This is a genomic window from Heyndrickxia sp. NPDC080065 (assembly GCF_050281185.1).
GTDB lineage: Bacteria > Bacillota > Bacilli > Bacillales > Bacillaceae_C > Heyndrickxia.
Genome location: NZ_JBNNWS010000010.1, coordinates 1 through 19,356, shown reverse-complemented (window position 1 = coordinate 19,356; position 19,356 = coordinate 1). Strand labels below are relative to the sequence as shown.

General features: G+C 32.3%; 20 protein-coding genes, 3 pseudogenes and 1 other annotated feature. Of the genes and pseudogenes, 2 read left to right on the top strand and 21 right to left on the bottom strand.

What is annotated here, in order from left to right:
* Window positions 1-2: 2 nt before the first annotated feature.
* Window positions 3-743, bottom strand: a complete 741-nt coding sequence (gene pyrH, locus ACQKP0_RS13235; protein ID WP_427406329.1) for a UMP kinase — start codon at window positions 741-743, stop codon at window positions 3-5.
* Between the two features lie 484 nt (window positions 744-1,227).
* Here pyrH and ACQKP0_RS13230 point away from each other — a divergent pair, with 484 nt between their 5' ends.
* Complete coding sequence (locus ACQKP0_RS13230; RefSeq protein WP_427406328.1) at window positions 1,228-1,572, top strand: YkgJ family cysteine cluster protein; 345 nt, start codon at window positions 1,228-1,230, stop codon at window positions 1,570-1,572.
* 26 nt (window positions 1,573-1,598) lie between these two features.
* Here the strand turns inward: ACQKP0_RS13230 and ACQKP0_RS13225 are convergent, their stop codons facing one another.
* Complete coding sequence (locus ACQKP0_RS13225; protein WP_427406327.1) at window positions 1,599-1,811, bottom strand: DUF5316 family protein; 213 nt, start codon at window positions 1,809-1,811, stop codon at window positions 1,599-1,601.
* A gap of 50 nt (window positions 1,812-1,861) precedes the next feature.
* Window positions 1,862-2,368 carry a hypothetical protein gene (locus ACQKP0_RS13220; protein WP_427406326.1) on the bottom strand — a complete coding sequence of 169 codons (507 nt, stop codon included), beginning with the start codon at window positions 2,366-2,368 and terminating at the stop codon, window positions 1,862-1,864.
* Between the two features lie 491 nt (window positions 2,369-2,859).
* Between ACQKP0_RS13220 and ACQKP0_RS13215 the strand changes: the two genes are divergently transcribed.
* Window positions 2,860-3,348 (top strand): DinB family protein, encoded by a 489-nt coding sequence (locus ACQKP0_RS13215; protein WP_427406325.1) that lies wholly within the window; start codon window positions 2,860-2,862, stop codon window positions 3,346-3,348.
* 128 nt (window positions 3,349-3,476) lie between these two features.
* Here ACQKP0_RS13215 and ACQKP0_RS13210 read toward each other — a convergent pair whose 3' ends face one another.
* From ACQKP0_RS13210 to ACQKP0_RS13125, 18 genes and pseudogenes are all read right to left on the bottom strand, one after another.
* A complete protein-coding gene (locus tag ACQKP0_RS13210) occupies window positions 3,477-3,926 on the bottom strand; it encodes a GNAT family N-acetyltransferase (protein WP_427406324.1) in 450 nt (149 codons plus the stop codon).
* 85 nt (window positions 3,927-4,011) lie between these two features.
* Window positions 4,012-4,608, bottom strand: coding sequence for a DUF2306 domain-containing protein (locus ACQKP0_RS13205; RefSeq protein ID WP_427406323.1), 597 nt, complete (start codon window positions 4,606-4,608; stop codon window positions 4,012-4,014).
* A gap of 549 nt (window positions 4,609-5,157) precedes the next feature.
* Complete coding sequence (locus tag ACQKP0_RS13200; RefSeq protein ID WP_427406322.1) at window positions 5,158-5,697, bottom strand: hypothetical protein; 540 nt, start codon at window positions 5,695-5,697, stop codon at window positions 5,158-5,160.
* A gap of 24 nt (window positions 5,698-5,721) precedes the next feature.
* Window positions 5,722-6,198: a GNAT family N-acetyltransferase gene (locus tag ACQKP0_RS13195; RefSeq protein WP_427406321.1), complete on the bottom strand. Its 477-nt coding sequence runs from the start codon at window positions 6,196-6,198 to the stop codon at window positions 5,722-5,724.
* A 63-nt stretch (window positions 6,199-6,261) separates the two neighbouring features.
* A complete protein-coding gene (locus ACQKP0_RS13190) occupies window positions 6,262-6,807 on the bottom strand; it encodes a DUF402 domain-containing protein (protein ID WP_427406320.1) in 546 nt (181 codons plus the stop codon).
* Between the two features lie 337 nt (window positions 6,808-7,144).
* Window positions 7,145-7,321, bottom strand: a pseudogene (locus ACQKP0_RS13185) (SCO family protein); the annotation flags it as partial.
* Between the two features lie 16 nt (window positions 7,322-7,337).
* Window positions 7,338-7,895 carry a signal peptidase I gene (gene lepB, locus ACQKP0_RS13180; protein ID WP_427406319.1) on the bottom strand — a complete coding sequence of 186 codons (558 nt, stop codon included), beginning with the start codon at window positions 7,893-7,895 and terminating at the stop codon, window positions 7,338-7,340.
* Between the two features lie 370 nt (window positions 7,896-8,265).
* Complete coding sequence (gene nadD / locus ACQKP0_RS13175; protein ID WP_427406318.1) at window positions 8,266-8,880, bottom strand: nicotinate (nicotinamide) nucleotide adenylyltransferase; 615 nt, start codon at window positions 8,878-8,880, stop codon at window positions 8,266-8,268.
* Window positions 8,880-10,355, bottom strand: coding sequence for a nicotinate phosphoribosyltransferase (locus ACQKP0_RS13170; RefSeq protein ID WP_427406317.1), 1,476 nt, complete (start codon window positions 10,353-10,355; stop codon window positions 8,880-8,882). Before ACQKP0_RS13170 ends, nadD begins: the two co-directional genes overlap by 1 nt.
* Window positions 10,356-10,370: 15 nt before the next feature.
* Window positions 10,371-10,919 (bottom strand): cysteine hydrolase family protein, encoded by a 549-nt coding sequence (locus ACQKP0_RS13165; RefSeq protein ID WP_427406316.1) that lies wholly within the window; start codon window positions 10,917-10,919, stop codon window positions 10,371-10,373.
* 89 nt (window positions 10,920-11,008) lie between these two features.
* Window positions 11,009-11,785, bottom strand: coding sequence for an NUDIX domain-containing protein (locus ACQKP0_RS13160; protein WP_427406315.1), 777 nt, complete (start codon window positions 11,783-11,785; stop codon window positions 11,009-11,011).
* A 101-nt stretch (window positions 11,786-11,886) separates the two neighbouring features.
* On the bottom strand, window positions 11,887-12,126 hold the full coding sequence (locus ACQKP0_RS13155; RefSeq protein WP_427406314.1) for a hypothetical protein: 240 nt from the start codon (window positions 12,124-12,126) through the stop codon (window positions 11,887-11,889).
* Window positions 12,127-12,255: 129 nt separating this feature from the next.
* Window positions 12,256-12,606, bottom strand: a complete 351-nt coding sequence (locus tag ACQKP0_RS13150; protein WP_427406313.1) for a hypothetical protein — start codon at window positions 12,604-12,606, stop codon at window positions 12,256-12,258.
* A gap of 305 nt (window positions 12,607-12,911) precedes the next feature.
* On the bottom strand, window positions 12,912-13,475 hold the full coding sequence (locus tag ACQKP0_RS13145) for a GNAT family N-acetyltransferase (RefSeq protein ID WP_427406312.1): 564 nt from the start codon (window positions 13,473-13,475) through the stop codon (window positions 12,912-12,914).
* Window positions 13,476-13,826: 351 nt separating this feature from the next.
* Window positions 13,827-14,074: a binding site (T-box leader), on the bottom strand.
* Between the two features lie 122 nt (window positions 14,075-14,196).
* Window positions 14,197-15,483: a histidine--tRNA ligase gene (locus tag ACQKP0_RS13140; RefSeq protein WP_427406311.1), complete on the bottom strand. Its 1,287-nt coding sequence runs from the start codon at window positions 15,481-15,483 to the stop codon at window positions 14,197-14,199.
* Window positions 15,484-15,829: 346 nt separating this feature from the next.
* Window positions 15,830-16,285: pseudogene (locus ACQKP0_RS13135) on the bottom strand (GNAT family N-acetyltransferase).
* Between the two features lie 93 nt (window positions 16,286-16,378).
* Window positions 16,379-17,554: pseudogene (gene tnpB, locus ACQKP0_RS13130) on the bottom strand (IS200/IS605 family element RNA-guided endonuclease TnpB).
* A gap of 252 nt (window positions 17,555-17,806) precedes the next feature.
* The gene (locus tag ACQKP0_RS13125; RefSeq protein WP_427406310.1) at window positions 17,807-18,577 is read right to left on the bottom strand and encodes a DeoR/GlpR family DNA-binding transcription regulator; all 771 of its coding nucleotides are present in this window, start codon (window positions 18,575-18,577) and stop codon (window positions 17,807-17,809) included.
* Window positions 18,578-19,356: the final 779 nt, after the last annotated feature.

Sequence of the window (19,356 nt, the reverse complement as noted above, 5' to 3'; positions counted from 1 at the left end):
CTCTAATCCTCCATTAATAAAGTTTTTTCTTCGCTGATTAAAGTTCCTATTGGTTCACCTGAAGCTAATCTCTTCATAGCCCCTACCTCATTAAAATTAAATATATGCACTGGTAAATGAAAATCTCTAGCAAGTAAGAGTGCTGATTGGTCCATCACTTTGATATTATTTTTAATCACGTCATTATAGTTTAATTTTAAATACATTTTAGTCATTTTATCTATTTTTGGATCGGATGTATAGACACCATTAACTCCTTGTTTGGCTACAAATAGTGCATCGCAATTCATTTCGACCGCACGTTGAACACTTGGATAATCGGTTGTTACAAAAGGCTGACCATTTCCTCCACCAAAAATAACTATATATCCTTTATCTAAATGGTGCATAGCCCTTAGTCGTATATATGGTTCTGCTACCGATGGGGCGGGAACAGCTGTCATTACACGTACTTCTTTATCTGTCTTAGCTTTCAATACTCCTCTAAGCATTAGACTATTAATAATCGTTCCTAATGTACCTATATTATCAGCCTCAACTCTGTCTATCCCCCATTGATTCGCTAAGTTTCCGCGAAAAATATTTCCTCCTCCAATAACTACTGAAACTTCGATACCAATTTCCGTGATTGAAATAATCTCATTTGTTATATGTTCTAAATTATCAACACCAAAACTTTCACCGTCTTTGCTTGCTAAAGCACCACCACTTAATTTTATTAAGACTCTTTTATACTTTTGCATATACGAATTCCTCCCCCAAAAATAAAGGAGCCAAAGTTAAAAACTTTGACTCCATGTAGTAAAAATAATATTTTAAATAAAATAAAAGAAGTGAATTAGATGGATACTTTCTTGTAATCATTGGCTTCACTCCTTCTCATATTATTTACAAAAACATAAATTTTTTATATTTTATAACAATAATTAATTTTAATCAAGAAATCAATGATTCTTTCTCAACTAAAATGCAAGTTTTGAGGCAAGTAAAAAGAATGTCAGAAATATAGTAGGATTACGCTGTATAACCTATTGAACCGTGTATTTGAATATAATTTCAGCGGATAATCATAACAAGCAATAAAAATTTCAAGATACTATTGATAAAAAAAATTTAATATGCTATTATAAAATATTTCGTTATTGATATATATTAAAATGTATGATAAATTCCATATATGATTTAACTTATTTATCCAATATTTGAACTTTAAGGAGTGATTTTAGTATGGAAACACTTCCTTGTAAAGGGTGTAGAGGATTGTGCTGTGGACCTGTTCCTGTTACAGCAAAAGAATTAAATAGAATTAAAATGAAGATTAAGAGAATGCCAAAAAAACTTCGTTCAAATCTTGAAGATCAAACAAGATATTTGGGAACATGTATTTTTTATGACCAGGACAATGATAGATGCGGAATTCATTCTATAAGACCTGAGATATGCAAGATGTTTGGTTATTACAAAGATTTAGCTTGTTTTCGCAAACCGGAGTTGGCAACACAAAGTTTACCTGCAATGAAAGAGGACCCAGTCGGTATCCTATCTGTAGATTTCAAATGGGACTATTTTTAAATAAGTTTGACATACTATCACTCTGATTATTTCCATAAAGAATATATTAATCCAGCAATGCCTAATGAGATTATTCCTATCAAACCTGAATACAATGCAATTTTTGTTTTAAGCTCCCTCTCTTCTCTTGGTTCCGAACGAAAATATGTTCTTTTCCTCCGACTATCTTCCCAAGCTCCTATAGAGAGTCCTGAAACAATAATTCCAACAATACCAACAATAAAGAAGAACTGTAACATCTCCCCCTAGCCCCCTTCCTATTTAATTTATTTAGCATGACTAATCTTATTTAATTAAATTTAATTAAATCACCAACTACAAATTCTTTTTTTATCTCTTTTCCCTCCTTTGTCACCCAGGTTACGATAATAATTGCTGACTGATATGCCTTCTTTATATCCCCTTCACTTAATCCTTTTGAATAAAAGACGAACTCCTTTGTATAACTTGCAAAATTGTTTTCTACATTATCTCGTTTACTTTCATTTCCATACCAATATCGATCTCCGTCTATATAGTTTATAAGCCTTCCCATATTTTTCGGAATGCTAATTTTTCGTGAGCTTATTTTACTAAAATTTGCCATATTTAGATTTAAGGTAAATTTTCTAAAATCATCTTTTTTTGGGTTATTTAAACCTCTAACTTCGACATCATTCATTTCTTCTTCAGTTAACTTTGACACTTGTACATTTATCGTAATCTGTGGATCTGGTGTGTTGATGCAACCACCAATAGATATAAGCAATAAGACTAAAAGCAGTGAAAACGTACTTATTTTTTTGTATTTTTCCATTTTAATTTCCTTCCCTCTTTCCATTGCTTATATTTCTTTAAAATTAATGTATTCAAGGGAGCAATTCTTTTTGCTAATTCAATAAATGCCTTATCATTTTTTTAAAAAAAATTGCTTACTTTCATTTACTTAATATTCAGAAATATATTTTCACTCTAACATATACATGAACTATAATGGAAGTATTAACGTACAAGGTGGTCATTTAGATGAAAAACATAATGAAGCAAACTGTACAAACATATAAGGGTGAAACACCTTCATAATTGTAACGTTGTACCTCTTATATGTGTTTATTTAAGTTGCACAAATTAAAAAAGTTCTGTGATTACACTTGTTGGTAGCAAAAAGGGAAATGACTTTATAAAAGAAAATGTATAAAATCAAATAGAGCATGTCCTGTTTTATAACATTTGGAGTCGGTACTTGTTTTGCCTTTTGAAATATTGCATTAAGTCAGATGACTGGGATATGAAGGAGTGGGGGAAAGTATGGTTCATGCTAAAGATGTTTTATCTGATCAGTTGTTAGCAAATGCTAATGACCCAAGCTGGTATCTACCATTTTTAGACTCAGTTGAAAATTTATCAGAAGAAGAAGCATTTTGGAAACCTAATGAAAATACCCATAGCATCGCTGAAATAGTGCAGCATCTACTTTATTGGAATGAAACCTGGCAAATTAGATATCAAAAATCTGATTTCAATGCTGTACCTTTCATAGGAAATAATAATAACAGCTTTATCATTACAGAAAATCAAACATTTAATGATTTAAAAGAAGAATTATTAAAGGTTCTTTTACAATGGCAAAGTCTACTTACTGAAGAAAAACTAGAAAGTAATGTAGATAATTTCCCTGTCCCTGCCCGGTGGTGGGCGATACTTGGAAATGTAGCAACCCATAACGCTTATCATATTGGTCAAATCATTTATATTCGAAAGCTGCAAAAAGGTTGGAAAATAAATGCCAAAGAGTAATCTTTAAAAAAATCATCCGTAATCAGGTCATATATTGAAAATTCAGTTATAAAAAATCAAAAAAGTTTAATATTCTATTATCAACTTGTAATTAATTTTCCATTATATAAAATTGTAATAGAGTAATTTTACAGTTTTATATAATGGGTTGCGTTGATCATATTATTTTCCTTACAAAATCCACGCGAAGTATAAAATCTATCAGCTTGCTCAGTATCTGTGTGAAGTACGATAGTAGTAAAATATTTTTTTACATCGCAAAGTATTTTTTTCAACAAAAGACTTCCAATCCCATTTCTTCGATAATTTTTTGAAACATAGAACCTTCTTAATCTTCCAATACTTGATTCATTTGAGAATGGATCTTTATTCAGTCCACCAATTGCAATTATTTCTCCATCTTTATTAAATACACCATATAAAGCTTCTCCCGGTTTAGTAAATGTATTCGTCCCATTTTTATATTCATTAACTAATCTTTCAAGAAAAAGAAACCCTTCTTCCTTGCTTTCGTTTAATAAATGATCTATTTCAACTTCAAACAAATTTTTTATTTGTTTCACATCGTAACCTTCCATTTAATCACCTCATTTTTATGTAACTATTTTATACAATGCGATTTTGTCCAAATCCCTTCATTAGCAAAAGGGGAAACCTATTTTTTTATGACATTTTCCCAGCATCGTCACGCTTTTTTATAATCACCCACTCAACGATAACAAAGTTCAGAATTATGCCAACCCAAATATTCACATTTAATACCTCTTCAACCATCCTAGCCCTCCCTTCTGGAAGAGTGAACCCATGAAAAATGGAATATGCAAGAAGAAGAACCGGCACTAATAAACGGAGTGAAACAGCTACCAAAGTAATACCAAAATTACGTATCATCCACTTTCGATGATCATTAAAGCGTTTTTTAACTGCCGCACGATACCCCTTCCAGCAGGTAAATAACCATAAAACAGCTAATGTAAAGAAAGAAAGGGCTTTTGTAAAATCTTCAACATAAAAGACTATTAATAACGCAAGAAGTCCACTTACAAAAACACTCCCGACATAAATTCTGCCAATATAACGATGGATTTTGCGATTTTTAAGACGAATACGATCAATAAATTGAAGAAAACCGGTTATTAATGCAATAAAAGCAAAAATAATATGAGTAACAAGCACAGGATATTGTAGTGTATTCGAAGTTATGGTAATACGACTTTTTTCAGGATCAAAAGTCAAATAGGGAACCATAAATGGAATCATTACTCCAATAGATACGATGACTAAGACCCACCAACTTTTTTAGGATTTTTTTTCATTCTTTTCACCCCCATTTTTGATACTTATTTCTAAAATGTAAAAATTTCATATAAATAAATTTAATCCATGATTTTATAAGCTAGTTCAATTCTAATTTCAAACAATAAAAAAACTATAAACAAATTCCAAAAAAAAAATAAAATCGTTTATATATTCTTTTTCCATAAAGGTTTTGTTAATGGTTATTCATTATAAAATCACCTGTAGGATATACATGAAGCGATTTTATAAAGTAGTAAAACAAGCTGAATTCATACGCTACAGATTTTATTAAAATAACAAAATTGTTATCAAAGCCTACATAAAAAAACGAACATTTGCAGTTCGTCTACTTAGTTGGTTATTATCTAATTTTTTTGAGTCCATTTAAAGTAGTAAATTGAATTCCTAATTCATTGCAAATGTTCCTTCACAACACTCATTCAATTTTTATTTAAATGTTTTACAAATAATACTCAATCTACAAAAAAGTTAAAATACAATGAGACTCAATTAATCCAAACACTCCAACTTCGCCAATAGCTCCAAGACCTGGATAGTAAGTGCAGTGTTTTCTACCCTCAGCCTTTCAAAGTATGGAATTGCATCTTTCAACAACAAGGCACTGTAGTAATAATAACTTGAAAAAGGCAGTTCCGTGTAACCACGTGGCTCTTCTTCCTCCCATATTAGCTCGTCTTCTTCATCGGTACTTGGCCATAAATAGCTTTCTTCTAACAACAATCCTAGCTGCTCTACATGTGAAATGGAATCCAATTCTCTACCGATCAATGAATCTGCCACAAAGCAATATAACTGTAATTCAGCAAGAGTTACTTCTTCCGCCTGTTTTCTCTTCAACTCTCGTAGTAAAAACAACAATACCCATGGGGTGACTTGCCAAAGAGTACCTTGATGCTCAATCAACTCCTGTATTTCATCATATTGTCCTTTTTCCATTAATCGAGGCAAATCACTTCCTCTTCCATATGGCGTAGTCAGTCTTTGCCAAGGAATATCATCAACTTCAATTTTTTCTAAGGGAATAGACATAATATCCTCCATTTGTCTTTTATTTTAAGAATATAAATGCTTTATAAATAATACTCTGTCTTGGTTAGGACCATCATAATCCCTTTGAACTGGAATACCCTCAACCATTTTATCTCCTACTTCAATTTCAAATCCCATCTTCATATGAAATGCAATAGATCCCTTGTTGACGGGTGATGTAACACAACGGACAATGCTTCGACCATTTTGTTTCACAAGTTTAATAAATTTATTATACAACTGGTTTCCTATATTGTTTTTTCTAAAATTAGGGTGAACACCAACAAAATGAATATACGCTTCATCTAAATGGACTTGCGAGAAAAAACCAATGAGAAAGCCAATTATTTCACCTTCCTCCTCAACTATAAAACTTGTATTTGAAAAATGATCAAAGAATAATTTTGGCAGCTTATCTGACATTTGTCTTCCACCCCACCATTCGTTAATTAATGGTGAAATGATGTAGTAATCAGATCCTTTTACTAAACGAATTTCCATTTCGATACTCCTTTATTTTTAACTGTTAACTTTTTTACCCTATTTCTATATATGTATTTCAACTTAGCCAGATAAAATATTGATGAGCTTGTTTTTATGCTCAGTTGAAAATTTAATTAAATCAAACTGATCATTATGTATACGTTTTAATAGTTGATTCGCTTCATCCCATGCTATTTGGTAAACAAATTGATTAATTTTTCCATCCGAAAGGGCATCTTCAAGTTCTTCAACAACAAGCAGCATCACTTCTCCAGACGGGAGTATAACAATATCTAAAAATAAATCCTCCATCCAAGGAACACCGTTTTCAATCCCAATATCAAAACAAATATCTATATACCACTGCACCACTTCACCTGCTGAATTAAACATCGTCGTTAATGAATAGCGTTCCTCTTTTGGAAAATGCTGAAGCCAACAATACCCATCATCAACAATACAAATCTTCTTATCATTATAATGAGCATATAATTGCTCTTTCACTTTCTCCATGTTTAACAAGGTTACATATCCACTAAACTCTTTTAATTCAAAATAAGATTGCACATATCTTCTTTTAAGAATACGCTTCCAGTCTGAACGGTCACCGTATTTTCTTTTCAGCATTTTTTCTAACATCCTTCTATGAATCGATTCATAGCCTTAATTCCATTCGACTAGTTCTCGTCTTCATCCCCATTGATTGATATAATCGAATTGCCGCATTATTACTGTTAAAGACGTCTGTATTCTCTTATTCTATTAAAAAATAAATATTAGTGATAAATTAATAAAATCCAAATAATAAACTGACTAGATTTAGTAAGTATTTTATATCTATGAAATTATTTCAATAACTTTAAATCTTTAATAATTTCATCAAAAGGAACATCACTATTTCCATCATAACTTTTAACGACTTCGCTATCTTTGTTAATCAAATAGAATGATTACTAAGAATTACTTACCCATTTTCAGGTTTGTTTGCAACGGTTTTAAAATTATTTAATGCAACTTCCTGAATATAATCTAGTGTATATCCTGTTAATAAATACCAATCCCTTGTATTGTCTGTAAACTTTTTTACATAGGATTCTAATTTTTGCGAAGTATCTAAATCAGGATCTACACTAAATGAAACAAACTTTAGGTTTAATTTATTTTACTATTTGAAAATCTTTAATAGGCCAATAAAGTAGTATTGGTTTTCCTATAACTTTGTTAATCGGTATTACACCGATTTCACGGCTATCCGTGCTATGACGTCTATTATCCCCCATTACAAACAAAGACCCTTCAGGAACTGTTTTTCGGCCAATTTTATCTGTTAAAGAAAAATCTTCTGTAAGAGGTCCTTCTATTTTAAGTCCCTTAAGTTGTTTTTTACTTTTATCTAAGTATTCTTCTTGATAAACTTTTCCGTTTATATATAAATTGTCATTTTTATACTCGATTGTATCTCCAGGTAATCCTATTACTCGTTTTATATAATCCTTGTTTTTGGTTGCATGGAAAACAATAATATCAAATCTTTTCGGTGTTCCGATCTTAGACACAATCATTCGGTCTCCATTATATAGACTTGGTTTCATTGATTTCCCTTGAACTATAATTGGTGTAAAAAGAAAATAACGGGCAATTACTACTATTAAAACAGCAATTATCAGGGATTTAATCCAATCGAATAGTTCATTTTTCTTTTTTGTCTTTGTCATTACCATCATCATCCTTTTAATAAATGTAGTAACATAACAATCTCTTATTTTTATTATAAAGAAAAAAACTAATTTGATGGGATTTATTTCAGAATTTTTATATTTATATAAAAATATTTTTTGTATAAATCATAATATAGATAAATATTTAATTATTATTAAATAAATAAATTCTCCCTCCATTGTGATTAATATATTTAAAATCATAATATTCAGATATTTATTCGTGACTATTCAAATTGAAATAAATATCTAGTTAAATAAATGTAGTTTCAAAGATATTTTGATAAACAGGATACACTTTTCATAAGCTTAAACTATTTTTGAGTAGGTCAATAATATTTTCTCGGAGTGACATAAGCATATTCTCCTATTGATATAAACAATACTTTTTAATATATTCATAACAGCTTTCTGGTAAAAGGTATTTGGGTTCTCCTCCTAATTTAAATTCTTCCCGAATATAGGTTGAACTGATTTCCATTGCCAAGCCTTTATCTATCAAGTGAAATGTACTTCCATCATCATTATTTCGTAAAATAGGGGATTTGCTGATTGCTTTTACCATATCAATTCCATCCCGAGCCATAACAATAAATTTATTTTCTTTCACAAGCAAATCTGCATTACCCCAACGTCCTTCACCTATATCAATTAAAAGGTCAGCACCCATAATAAAGTAAATATCATCATTTTGATATTTTTGTTTAAAATATTTTAATGTTTCATAGGTCGTTATGTTCCAAGCTTCCTGAAGCATTTCATAATCATCTGTAATAAAACGCTCATTTCCTTGGATCGCTAACTGAACCATGTTCCAGCGGTGCTCATCTTCTGTGTTCATTTTTTTGTCTTTTCGTTTATTTGAACAAGGCAAAAAAATCACTTCATCAAGTTTGCATCGATGGGCAACAGTATTTGCTGTCCAAAGATGTACATTTGTAATTGGATCAAAAGAAGAGCCGTATATTCCGATTTTCGCCATTATTGCTCACCTCGATTACTTAATTGCTTGTTAATTTTTTCTTTTACTTCATTGATCTTATTCATTTTGTGATCCCAACACTCTTGACTTAAGTCGACTGGGTATTCTTCCGGATTTAATGGTCGTTTATATTCGTCCCAAAGCAGTTCTAAATTTTCTTTAACGGTATCCTGAATACATTGTAGAGTCGGTATTTCATATAAGAGTTTCCCATTATTGAAAATTTCATGGTGCAGCTCCCTAGCCTCAAAATTCGTCACAAACTTGCTAATAAATGTATGAACAGGATGAAACATTTTCAACCTTTTTTCCTCCTGTGGATGTTCATTTTCAAGCGCAATATAGTCGCCCTCGGATTTGTGATTATCCTTATTAATAATTCGATAGACTCTTTTCAATCCTGGAGTAGAAACCTTTTCTGGATTCGCACTGATTTTAATCGTATCAACCATATTTTTACTATCATCTTCGATAGAAACTAATTTATAAACCGCACCTAGTGCCGGTTGATCATAGGCAGTAATGAGCTTTGTGCCTATTCCCCATACATCAATTTTTGCTCCTTGAGCCTTTAAATTCATAATTGTGTTTTCATCAAGATCATTGGATGCGATAATTTTCGCTTCCTGAAATCCAGCTTCATCCAGCATTTTTCTAGCTTTCTTTGATAAGAATGCAAGGTCGCCGCTATCAAGTCGAATTCCGATAAAATTGATTTGATCACCTAGTTCTTTTGCCACTTTGATAGCATTAGGTACACCAGATTTCAAAGTATCGTATGTGTCCACAAGAAAAACACAGTTTTTGTGTGTGTTTGCATATTTATGAAAAGCAACATATTCATCTTGATAAGCTTGAATCATTGAATGAGCATGAGTTCCAGAAATAGGCATGTTGAATAATTTCCCGGCTCTTACGTTAGAAGTTGCACTAAATCCTCCGATAAAAGCTGCTCTTGTTCCCCAAATCGCAGCATCCATTTCCTGAGCTCTTCTCGTTCCAAACTCCATTGCTTCTTGATTGCCGATTACTTGTTTAATCCGAGAGGCCTTCGTCGCAATAAGTGTTTGATAATTAACGATATTAAGAATTGCTGTTTCAATTAATTGTGCTTCAGCTAGTGGAGCCTCAATACGAAGCAATGGTTCATTAGCAAATACAATTTCCCCTTCTTTCATTGAACGGACGTTTCCATTAAAACGCATTTCTTTTAAATATAATAGAAAGTCTTCTTGATAGCCCTCTTCCCTTAAATAATCAATGTCTGTTTCGGTAAATTGAAAGTGTTGAATATAATCAATCAATCTTTCAAGTCCTGCAAAAACCGCAAAGCCGTTACCAAAAGGTAGCTTACGAAAATATACTTCAAATACAGCTTTCTTCTGATCAATCCTATCTCTCCAATACGTTTCAGCCATATTTATTTGATAAAGATCTGTATGCAATGCGAAGCTATCGTCTATATATTTATACATTTACATTTCCTCCCTTTAAACAATTTGTACACCTAATGTATGTTTAAAATGGTCTAGTGTCCATAGATGTCCAGCTTGATTGAAGCTTGCAACTCCATCTTTGTAGACCGTTATTTGAAAGCCTTTATTATAAGCATCCACTGCAGTGTGTAGAACACAAATATCTGTGCACACCCCAACTAAGTGAATTTCTGAAATTCGGCGTTCTCGTAATTTGATGTCTAAATTAGTTCCTGCGAATGCTGAATATCTAGTCTTATCCATCCAATAAACATTTTCCTTATGTTTATTCTTTTCATAAATCTCTTTCACTTTTCCAAATAGCTCTCTTCCCCTCGTATTTTCGATGTTATGAGGTGGGAAAAGCTTTGATTCCGGATGAAATTTATCATTTCTCTTGTGTAAATCAATCGCAAAGACTACAAGATCATTATTCTCAATAAATGAACAGGTTATGTTTGAAATTACCCCTTCGATTAATTGCCCTGGTTCACCACAGGTTAACGCCCCATCTTTATCAACAAAATCATTCGTGTAATCAATAAGAATTAATGCCTTTTTCATAATTAATCCCTCCTATTTTAATTATCATTTTGTTAATTATTAATTCTAAAAAAATATATATTGTAGTGGGAATGAGATTTCTCATTCCACTAGTATCTAGCTGTATAAATCGGTTTAACGACATCCATATCAATAAATTCATATAATTGTGTAGGAATTTTCGATGTTCTTTGTGTTTTTTTCCCTATTACTGGTTTAATAAAGGGCAGTGATTTTATTTTTCTTGCAAAGCTTTGTTCACTTATGATAGCTGGATCTTTTGTAACAGTTAAAAGCACAGCTTGCAGCTCAGAATAAGTAAAATGCATTGGTAAAAAGTTTTTTGCTACCGTTGTTTGCAATAAATCACTTGTTATACGTTCAATTGCCTCTTTAATAATTTGCACATGATCAAAGGCTAATTCAATGGATAGAACATCTTCAATTGAGAATAACTCTACCTCTGCCGCATCATCATTAGCTTTTCTTGTTACTAATGAACGCTCTGGAACGATAGCATAATGTGCATTGGAAATGATCCAACCGCGAGGATCTCTTCCTGGCTGATCATATACTCCGAAATGCTTCAAATGAATATTTTTCACACCTGTTTCTTCTTCCAGCTCTCGTTTCGCCGCTTCAAAGGCAGATTCATTCTCTTGAACAAAGCCACCAGGTAATGCCCATTTCTGCGCTTCAATATTTGGCTGTCCTTCTGCATTCAACTCTGAACGTTGAATAAGCATTAGCTTTAAACTCATTTTTGGCGGTTTATATTCTGCTACTTTCTCTGAAACAATCGTAAAAACAGCAATGTCAGATGTGTATCCATCCGGTGTACGGAATTTTTTTATATCGTATTGTTTTAATGCTTCTTCGTTTGACATTGGGTGTCTCCTCTTTATTTAACAATTTGTTAATTATTAATTCCATTATATAATTGTAAAACGAAAAGTCAATAAAAAATAAAGGTTTTCTATAAAATAATTTAATTGTCTCTCTTACGTTCATTTCCTCTTTTAAAATTACCAGTCACTTTCGCAAGTATGAGCTGAACTTCCTTCTCATTATTAGCGGCATTAATTCTCTTCAGAATTTTTTCAGCTTCTTTCCCTTTTAGCATTTTTACTTGGATACCTAGATATTTTATTAAAACCACATTATTTTTAGTTACCAAATAACTAAAAGGATTTTCATCTAAACGATTTCTCTTATCAATATTATCCAATAACAGTCCCCCAGATAAATATATTCATAATAAAACAATTATTTTTTTAAAACTAATAGATTACAGGAAAGGTACACAAACGCAATATGAAAAACACAAATATTTTGTTCAAATCATTCATGTTTGTTTCTATACCTTTAGATCAAAATTATTGTTAATGTTTACTTCAAACCTCCCATCCTTTTTAATCCCCTTAATTTCAACTAAGATATTCCCGACAAAGGAGTCGGTCAGCTCAGCAAAGATTTCTTGATTTTCCGTGATTCTCACTTTCTTATTAACGTATGTGAGGTACAGCATTCTTTTTCCTAAATATCCCTTATTATAGATTGAAACTGATTTTCTTTCTCCACTTTTTATCTTCTTGATCGTGGGCAGCTTTCCTTGAATCCCTTCAAATGTGAAGCCAAGATTCTCTATTGTTTGATTGGTTAGATTATCAACATATACAACAGGCAATATTTGAATTCCCATAAACATCAATATCTCCCCCTTTACTTATATTCAATCCCTTAAGAATCGAGATTTTTTCAATCGTTACCAGTACCTCAAAAATAGTTATTTATCTTCTTCATTCGATTGTTCCTTCTATATTTGTATTTGTAATACATTCTACTAATTATCAAATTTTTCCTGCTGTTATTTTTATTAGCTCCTGTTTACCATTTATTAATCATTCATTTTTTGAATTGTACATTTTACTATTGATTTTATGATGAAAACTTTAATTCAGAATCATTTTATAATCTCCTTCTTACAAATGCTGTAAGAAGGAGATTTATGCTTTAAAGCGCTATTCTTGCATATATACATGTATCTGTTAGATGCTTTCCATCTGCTGATAAATCTTCATTTCGTAATACCCCTTCCAATTGGTAGCCTAATTTTTCAGGAATTGTACGGCTTTTGATGTTAGTTGACTCGCATCTTATTTCTACTCGTTTACATTTCAATTGTTTAAGCGCCATCATCGTTAATCCATTAATAGCCTCTGACATATATCCATTTCCGCTAAATCTTGTATGAATCCAATAGCCAATTTCACATTTTGGAATTTCCCACATAATATTATGCAATCCGGTAGATCCGATAAATTCCTTTGATTCCGAATGAAAAATAAGATACCGCAAATCTTCCCGTTTTAAGAACTTAAGGTTTGCTTCTCTAATATTAATCTCTGTTTCTTCTTCAGTTGGTATATGTTGTGCAAAGGGCAGCCATGGTTGTAATTCATTGATGGAAGCTTTTATAGCCTCATTAACGACTTTTCCATCTCCAAACATGGGCATTCTTAATAAGAGTCTTTTCGTTTCAATAGTCGTTGGTACGTTTATTAATATAGGATTCAAATCGATTCACTCCATTTCATTTAGTTGAAATATCGTCTCCAGGGGAGATATAGATTGTTGTTAAAATATTATTTAAAGAAACATTATTTTTTTCGTAGATTTCCTATCTTTATTGTAGAATTCTTGTCTTCTCGGTTTAATTCTAATGTTGAAGGGAGAATTATCATTTCTATGGTTGAATTATTTTTCAAGAAAGTAGAAATATTTCAAATTTCCGTAGATAAATGAAAGAATATCGTTGAAGTCATTAGTTTACGGTTGAAAAAACAAACTTACAGTCGAATTCGTGTTCATAACACACAACGAGCATTCACCACAACAAAAAAACTCCCACCTCCAAGATCAATTCATCTTGAGGACGAGAGTTGCAGCTTCGTGGTACCACCTCAGTTTGTTAATATGTCACCATATTAACCTCATCAGGTACATTCATACCCTATCTCTTTATCGGGAGAACCCGCTTACGATCCCTAATTTATCAATTAGTTTAGTAAATAGCTCCAAGTCTTTTTTCGTTAAGTTTATTATTGCTCATTTTCAGCAAACAGAGCTCTCTGTGAATAATCTTTCTTAACTACTCTTCTCTTCAACGCTTATTATATATAAATTTTTCATAATAATATAAGACTTTTCTGAATTCGTCAACTGAAAAATTTGATCATTAGGCGAAAAATGCTTCATAAGTAAACATCTGGTTTACTTAATTGTCCTTTCTCAACAACTAAAAATAATAAGTAAAGGATTCCACCTTCTCTTCCCCAGACATCATATCTTTTACTATATATTGATTCCTTTTCACTTCAGTTTCTCCAATAATAATAACTTTACGAACTTTTTCTTTGTTTGCTCTGTCCAATGCCTTTCCAATTTTTTTGTTCCCCATTTCCACTTCAACCACATAACCTTTTTTTCTTATATCACTTGCGACTAATAATGACTCCTTCCATGTATTAAGTGGAATAACATAATAATCGATAGGAGAAGCATTCTTTTTCATCCCATTAGATTGTAATAGAGCAGTATAAATAACATCTAAACCAAATGAAATTCCGACGGTTGAAACCTTTTCGTTTGTTCCTAATAATCCTCCAATCGCGTTATCATATCTTCCGCCACTCCCAATGCTAGATTTCAATGATTTATCAGTCATGAATATTTCATAGATAGTCCCCGTATAAATTTCTAAGCCTCTTGCTAAAAATGGATTGAATATGCATTTGCTCTTAACCTTTAAATATTCTAAATATGTTTCAAGCTCCTTCAGCTCATCTATTCCGGATTGAATGAGCGCATTCCTCTCTGCAAACTGCTCAAAATAGGAATAATCAGTGTTATTTTCGTTTATTAAAAACCCCTTAATTGAATCAACCGTTTCTGATGGCAGCCCTTGAGCAGCAAGCTCCGATACAACTGCTTCCAAACCAACCTTTTCAAGCTTGTCAAGAATTAATACCACTCGATTGATTTGGTTTTCAGGTGTCTCAAAGGCTTCGAGCATACCTGTTAATAGCATTCGATTATTGTATTGAATCGTTACATTTAAATCTAATTTATTAAAAGCATCGATCGCCATTACCATTAATTCGGCTTCCGCCACTTGAGACTGAACCCCTACAATATCAACATCGCATTGTGTAAATTCTCGAAGCCTTCCAGTCTTTATAGGACCATCTCTAAATACTTTTCCGATTTCATATCTTTTAAATGGCATCCTAATAGTTGGATTCATTGCCACAACCTTTGCAAATGGAATCGTCAGGTCATATCTTAAAGCTAATTTCCTTTCTCCCCTGTCTGATAATGTATACATTTCCTCTAAGATTTCTGCACCTCCACCATACTTTGATGCAAGCAGTTCTTCGTAATTTAATATTGGAGTTTCTAAAGGCTTGCATCCATATTGAATGAAGACATCCTCAAGAGTTCGTCTAATTTTACTACGAATTTCTTCTGCCTCTGGTAGATAATCCTGTGTTCCTTTTACATTTTGATAATCCATTTTTTTCATTTTCTAAACCTCCAATGATTTTAAAATAAATAAAAAACCGCACTAGATTTAAGTTTTTATACTTAATCAATGCGGTTTAATGAGAAATAGCCTTCCTATTTGCGATTGTTAAAAATCGAATAGCAAGGCTAGAAGATATGATGATGGAATTGTGAAAAAGTAATGAAATTATTGAATTTTAGCATTTTCTCCACCTCTAATTTTCAATTACTTTATCACAACTTAGTTGGGATATCAATTGATTTTGTCTATTTCATAAGCAATAATTTCATGAAGAATTTCCTTAAATCTTCTCAGCTAATTAGAAGGACCCGTTTCCACTTACCATTCTAAAGGAAAAATAAAATTATTGTTCATTTACTGAAAGGAACCAAACATCTTCATTTTCATACACATCTCCAGTGGGGAGAAAACCAAACCTCTTATATAGTTGGCGAGCAGTATGATTATCATTTAAAACTGTGAGACGAATTTCCCTACAGTTTCAAAATCTATTTGTGATCCAATGTATCATCTCAGCTAGTGCTGCCCTACCATAGCCTCTCCCCTGATACTTCTCATCGATTAAAAAGCCATTTATCCAATACATATTTGTTGTATTTTCTTCATATGCATGCATGATAAATCCAACCATTTTCTCTTGGTCATAGATAGCAAAAGGGATATATTCAACATTGTCTCCGTCTGGTTTAATATATACTTTAGCAAGAGATACCGCCACTGGGGGAGTAAGTTCACTTTGGGATTCCTTCACCTTCAAAGTTAAAGCTTCTTCCCAATTTTCTCTAGTAACACGTTTCAATTGTACTTTCTTGAACTACCCCCACGTATCGACCGTTCAGTCTGATTGAAGTGGGAGATTCCTAAGAACACCAATGTATCCACAAGTTATTGATTAGGCTATCTCCGTAGTCCCTACGGTTAGAAGTCTTATGGCTCCATTTTTAAGATTTTGTCCTGCGTTAATATCTCTTTGGTGATGAGTTCCACAAGAAGGGCATTCCCATTTACGTAATTCGAGATTTTTAACGTCTTTGTTTTGGTAGCCACAACAAGAGCATAGTTGACTGGAAGGAAAGTTCTTCGCAACAGTAACTATTTTTTTGCCATACCAGTTGGCTTTGTATTCAACCATTGTTTTGAATTGTGACCAAGACACTTCACTGATGGCTTTTGCAAGATTGTGGTTTTTTAACATGTTAGATACAGACAACTCCTCCATTCCGATCATGTCGTGGTTTTTGACAATTTCAGTGGAAATCTTGTCTAAGTAATCTTTTCTTGCATTCGTAATCTTTACGTGAATACGAGCAACTTTCATTTTGGCTTTGTACCAATTCGAACCACCTATAGTACGTCTGCTCATGCTACGTTGTGCTTTGGCTAATTTTTCTTCTAAGCTACGGAAAAACTTTGGGTTGGAGTAGACTGTACCATCCGAGAGAATAGCAAAATCTTTGAGACCTACATCAATTCCAATAGCCGAATGGGTCTTGGGTAGTTCTGATACTTCTGTTTCGGTAGCTAAAGAAACAAAATATTTACCAGAAGGATTACGTCTAATGGTTACACTAATAATGCGTCCTTGCACTTCCCGACTTTTAGCGAAGCGAACTTGACCTAATTTTGGCAATTTAATATGATTGTCTATCACGGTGATATTTCCATTTATATTTTTCGTAGTTTAAGACTGAACAGGGTTCTTTTTCGATTTAAAGCGTGGTTGTTTGTTTTGTTTTTTGTAGTATCTACTATAGGAGTCAGCTAGGTTTTCAACAGATTTCTGCAAGGCAATACTATCTACTTCTTTTAAAAAAGAATAATGCTTTTTTAGATGAGAAAGGGCTTTGACCGTTTCATATTTATTTAGACACTCACCTTTCCACTCGTTAGTTGGAAGCTGACCATTCTGTTTCATTTCTTCGCAAGTATACCAATAAGCATCTTTCTCTTTCTGCTTACCAAGAAAGAAATTGAATACAAATCTTGAACAGCCAATGGTTTTGTTAATTAATTCGATTTGTTTTTTGTTGGGGTAAATACGAAACTTATAGGCTTTATTGACTACCATGTATTTCACCTCATTCATCAGGAACATTTGTTCCTATCATACCATAATAAGGAACGTTTTGGCTATCGCCAGCCAACAATCATCTCCCACTTACTCATTAAGCTACGCCCTTCACTTTCCTTGAAATGGGAGCCTTCTGTTGGAAGATAATAAAATTTACCCCTATTAAAAAAACATTTTCTTCTTTTTAATTCCCCTCAAATGTTGAAAAATCCTTTTAATAATTTGTGTTCTTTTATTTTTATAAGAAAACTAGTCTTCAATTTTCGCTATTATAATTTCTACGCCCTGTGCTTGGATCATATTAATCTTTTCTTCTGCTGTTTCCTCATCCGTAATAATTAAGTCTAATTTTTCAACTGGATACATTCTCGAAAACATATCGATACCAAATTTTGAATGCCCCAATATTGCAATAATTTTTTTCGAATTACCATACACAGTTTTGTGGAATACTGAAACTTCTGGAGTTGCTGTGCTTAATCCTTTTGATGATATTGCCCCTGCAGTAGCAAAGCATAAATCAATTGTAAATTGTTGAGCAAACTCGGTTGCTAAAGCATCAGTTATATTTCCTGAACGTTTTACATTCCCACCAATTAGATAAGTCTGGATATTTTCAAAATCCCTTAAATGATAAGCAATTTCTACAGAATTAGTAATAACAGTAAAAGCAATGTCTTTTGGGAGGTATTTAAGCATTACATAATGCGTTGATGTTCCACCAATAAACACGGTTTGATTTGCCGTAATATAAGAAACTGCTAATTTCGCAATAGCATTTTGATAGACATTTCCTTCTCCATAACGTTTGGAAGGCGGCCCAGGCATACTTCTTACATTAGGAATAGGAATTGCCCCCCCATGTGTCCTTTTAAGAAGACCTTGTTCTTCCATAATAGATAAATCACGTCTAATTGAATCAATTGACATTTCAAATTGATCCGCTAATTCCTTTGCCAACACACGACCATTTTGCTCCAACCTTTTCAAAATTTCTTGTCTTCTTTCTTCAGAAAACATAATCATCACCCTTTTTCATTTTTAATTGGTACCACTTACCACATTATTTCATGTTTATTCTGTTTTTTCCAACTAAAACATTAATATTTATTAAGTTTTTTTCGTGTTTTTTCATGTTTTTTGCATTTTTATAATTACATATTTATTAGGAGTGTATTTCTACATTCTCTTTATAGGACTAAAAGCAACAAAGTTTACGAAAAGAGCCTATAGTTAAATAAAAAAGCAATTCTCAATCAAAAGAAAAACACTGCACGAGTGCAATGTTTTTCTTAATTATCAATATTCGAACTCTTTTCAAAAAAAATGATCACTATTTCCCGTCTAGGAAGGTCTACCAAGAGATTAATACACTTTGGTTGAGTGTCTAAAAAATTATCACCAGGAATCTGATTATTTAATTGCTCCACTTATATACATTATTGAAGAAATTAGACCCTGACTTCACACTAAGTAATAAAGAAGGTAAATTGTTTATATTATTGGTACAGATTACCGTTCTAATGTTATTTATGCATACAAGGTTAGCAAGAGCGATAGATATTTCAATGTGGCAAATGGTTATATTGATAGTTTAAAACCAGACCTTTTCAATGAAGTAAGAAAATATGAGATATAAGGTCACAACTATAATAAATAAAAGCCACTCCTATAATATACATTGGCTTAAGATTTATATACGAATTTGAGACTCCCACGGCTAAAGCCGCAAGCCCTGCACCTTACGGTGTAACGGGTGGGATTCTTGAGTGACTAAGCGTTCGCAGTCCATTTCTGTT

What these genes read in the sequence shown, in the direction of transcription:
- pyrH (WP_427406329.1), bottom strand. Translation starts at nt 743, where the DNA reads ATGCAAAAGTATAAAAGAGTCTTAATAAAATTAAGTGGTGGTGCTTTA.
- ACQKP0_RS13230 (WP_427406328.1), top strand. Translation starts at nt 1,228, where the DNA reads ATGGAAACACTTCCTTGTAAAGGGTGTAGAGGATTGTGCTGTGGACCT.
- ACQKP0_RS13225 (WP_427406327.1), bottom strand. Translation starts at nt 1,811, where the DNA reads ATGTTACAGTTCTTCTTTATTGTTGGTATTGTTGGAATTATTGTTTCA.
- ACQKP0_RS13220 (WP_427406326.1), bottom strand. Translation starts at nt 2,368, where the DNA reads ATGGAAAAATACAAAAAAATAAGTACGTTTTCACTGCTTTTAGTCTTA.
- ACQKP0_RS13215 (WP_427406325.1), top strand. Translation starts at nt 2,860, where the DNA reads ATGGTTCATGCTAAAGATGTTTTATCTGATCAGTTGTTAGCAAATGCT.
- ACQKP0_RS13210 (WP_427406324.1), bottom strand. Translation starts at nt 3,926, where the DNA reads ATGGAAGGTTACGATGTGAAACAAATAAAAAATTTGTTTGAAGTTGAA.
- ACQKP0_RS13205 (WP_427406323.1), bottom strand. Translation starts at nt 4,608, where the DNA reads ATGATTCCATTTATGGTTCCCTATTTGACTTTTGATCCTGAAAAAAGT.
- ACQKP0_RS13200 (WP_427406322.1), bottom strand. Translation starts at nt 5,697, where the DNA reads ATGTCTATTCCCTTAGAAAAAATTGAAGTTGATGATATTCCTTGGCAA.
- ACQKP0_RS13195 (WP_427406321.1), bottom strand. Translation starts at nt 6,198, where the DNA reads ATGGAAATTCGTTTAGTAAAAGGATCTGATTACTACATCATTTCACCA.
- ACQKP0_RS13190 (WP_427406320.1), bottom strand. Translation starts at nt 6,807, where the DNA reads ATGCTGAAAAGAAAATACGGTGACCGTTCAGACTGGAAGCGTATTCTT.
- lepB (WP_427406319.1), bottom strand. Translation starts at nt 7,895, where the DNA reads ATGACAAAGACAAAAAAGAAAAATGAACTATTCGATTGGATTAAATCC.
- nadD (WP_427406318.1), bottom strand. Translation starts at nt 8,880, where the DNA reads ATGGCGAAAATCGGAATATACGGCTCTTCTTTTGATCCAATTACAAAT.
- ACQKP0_RS13170 (WP_427406317.1), bottom strand. Translation starts at nt 10,355, where the DNA reads ATGTATAAATATATAGACGATAGCTTCGCATTGCATACAGATCTTTAT.
- ACQKP0_RS13165 (WP_427406316.1), bottom strand. Translation starts at nt 10,919, where the DNA reads ATGAAAAAGGCATTAATTCTTATTGATTACACGAATGATTTTGTTGAT.
- ACQKP0_RS13160 (WP_427406315.1), bottom strand. Translation starts at nt 11,785, where the DNA reads ATGTCAAACGAAGAAGCATTAAAACAATACGATATAAAAAAATTCCGT.
- ACQKP0_RS13150 (WP_427406313.1), bottom strand. Translation starts at nt 12,606, where the DNA reads ATGTTTATGGGAATTCAAATATTGCCTGTTGTATATGTTGATAATCTA.
- ACQKP0_RS13140 (WP_427406311.1), bottom strand. Translation starts at nt 15,483, where the DNA reads ATGAAAAAAATGGATTATCAAAATGTAAAAGGAACACAGGATTATCTA.
- ACQKP0_RS13125 (WP_427406310.1), bottom strand. Translation starts at nt 18,577, where the DNA reads ATGTTTTCTGAAGAAAGAAGACAAGAAATTTTGAAAAGGTTGGAGCAA.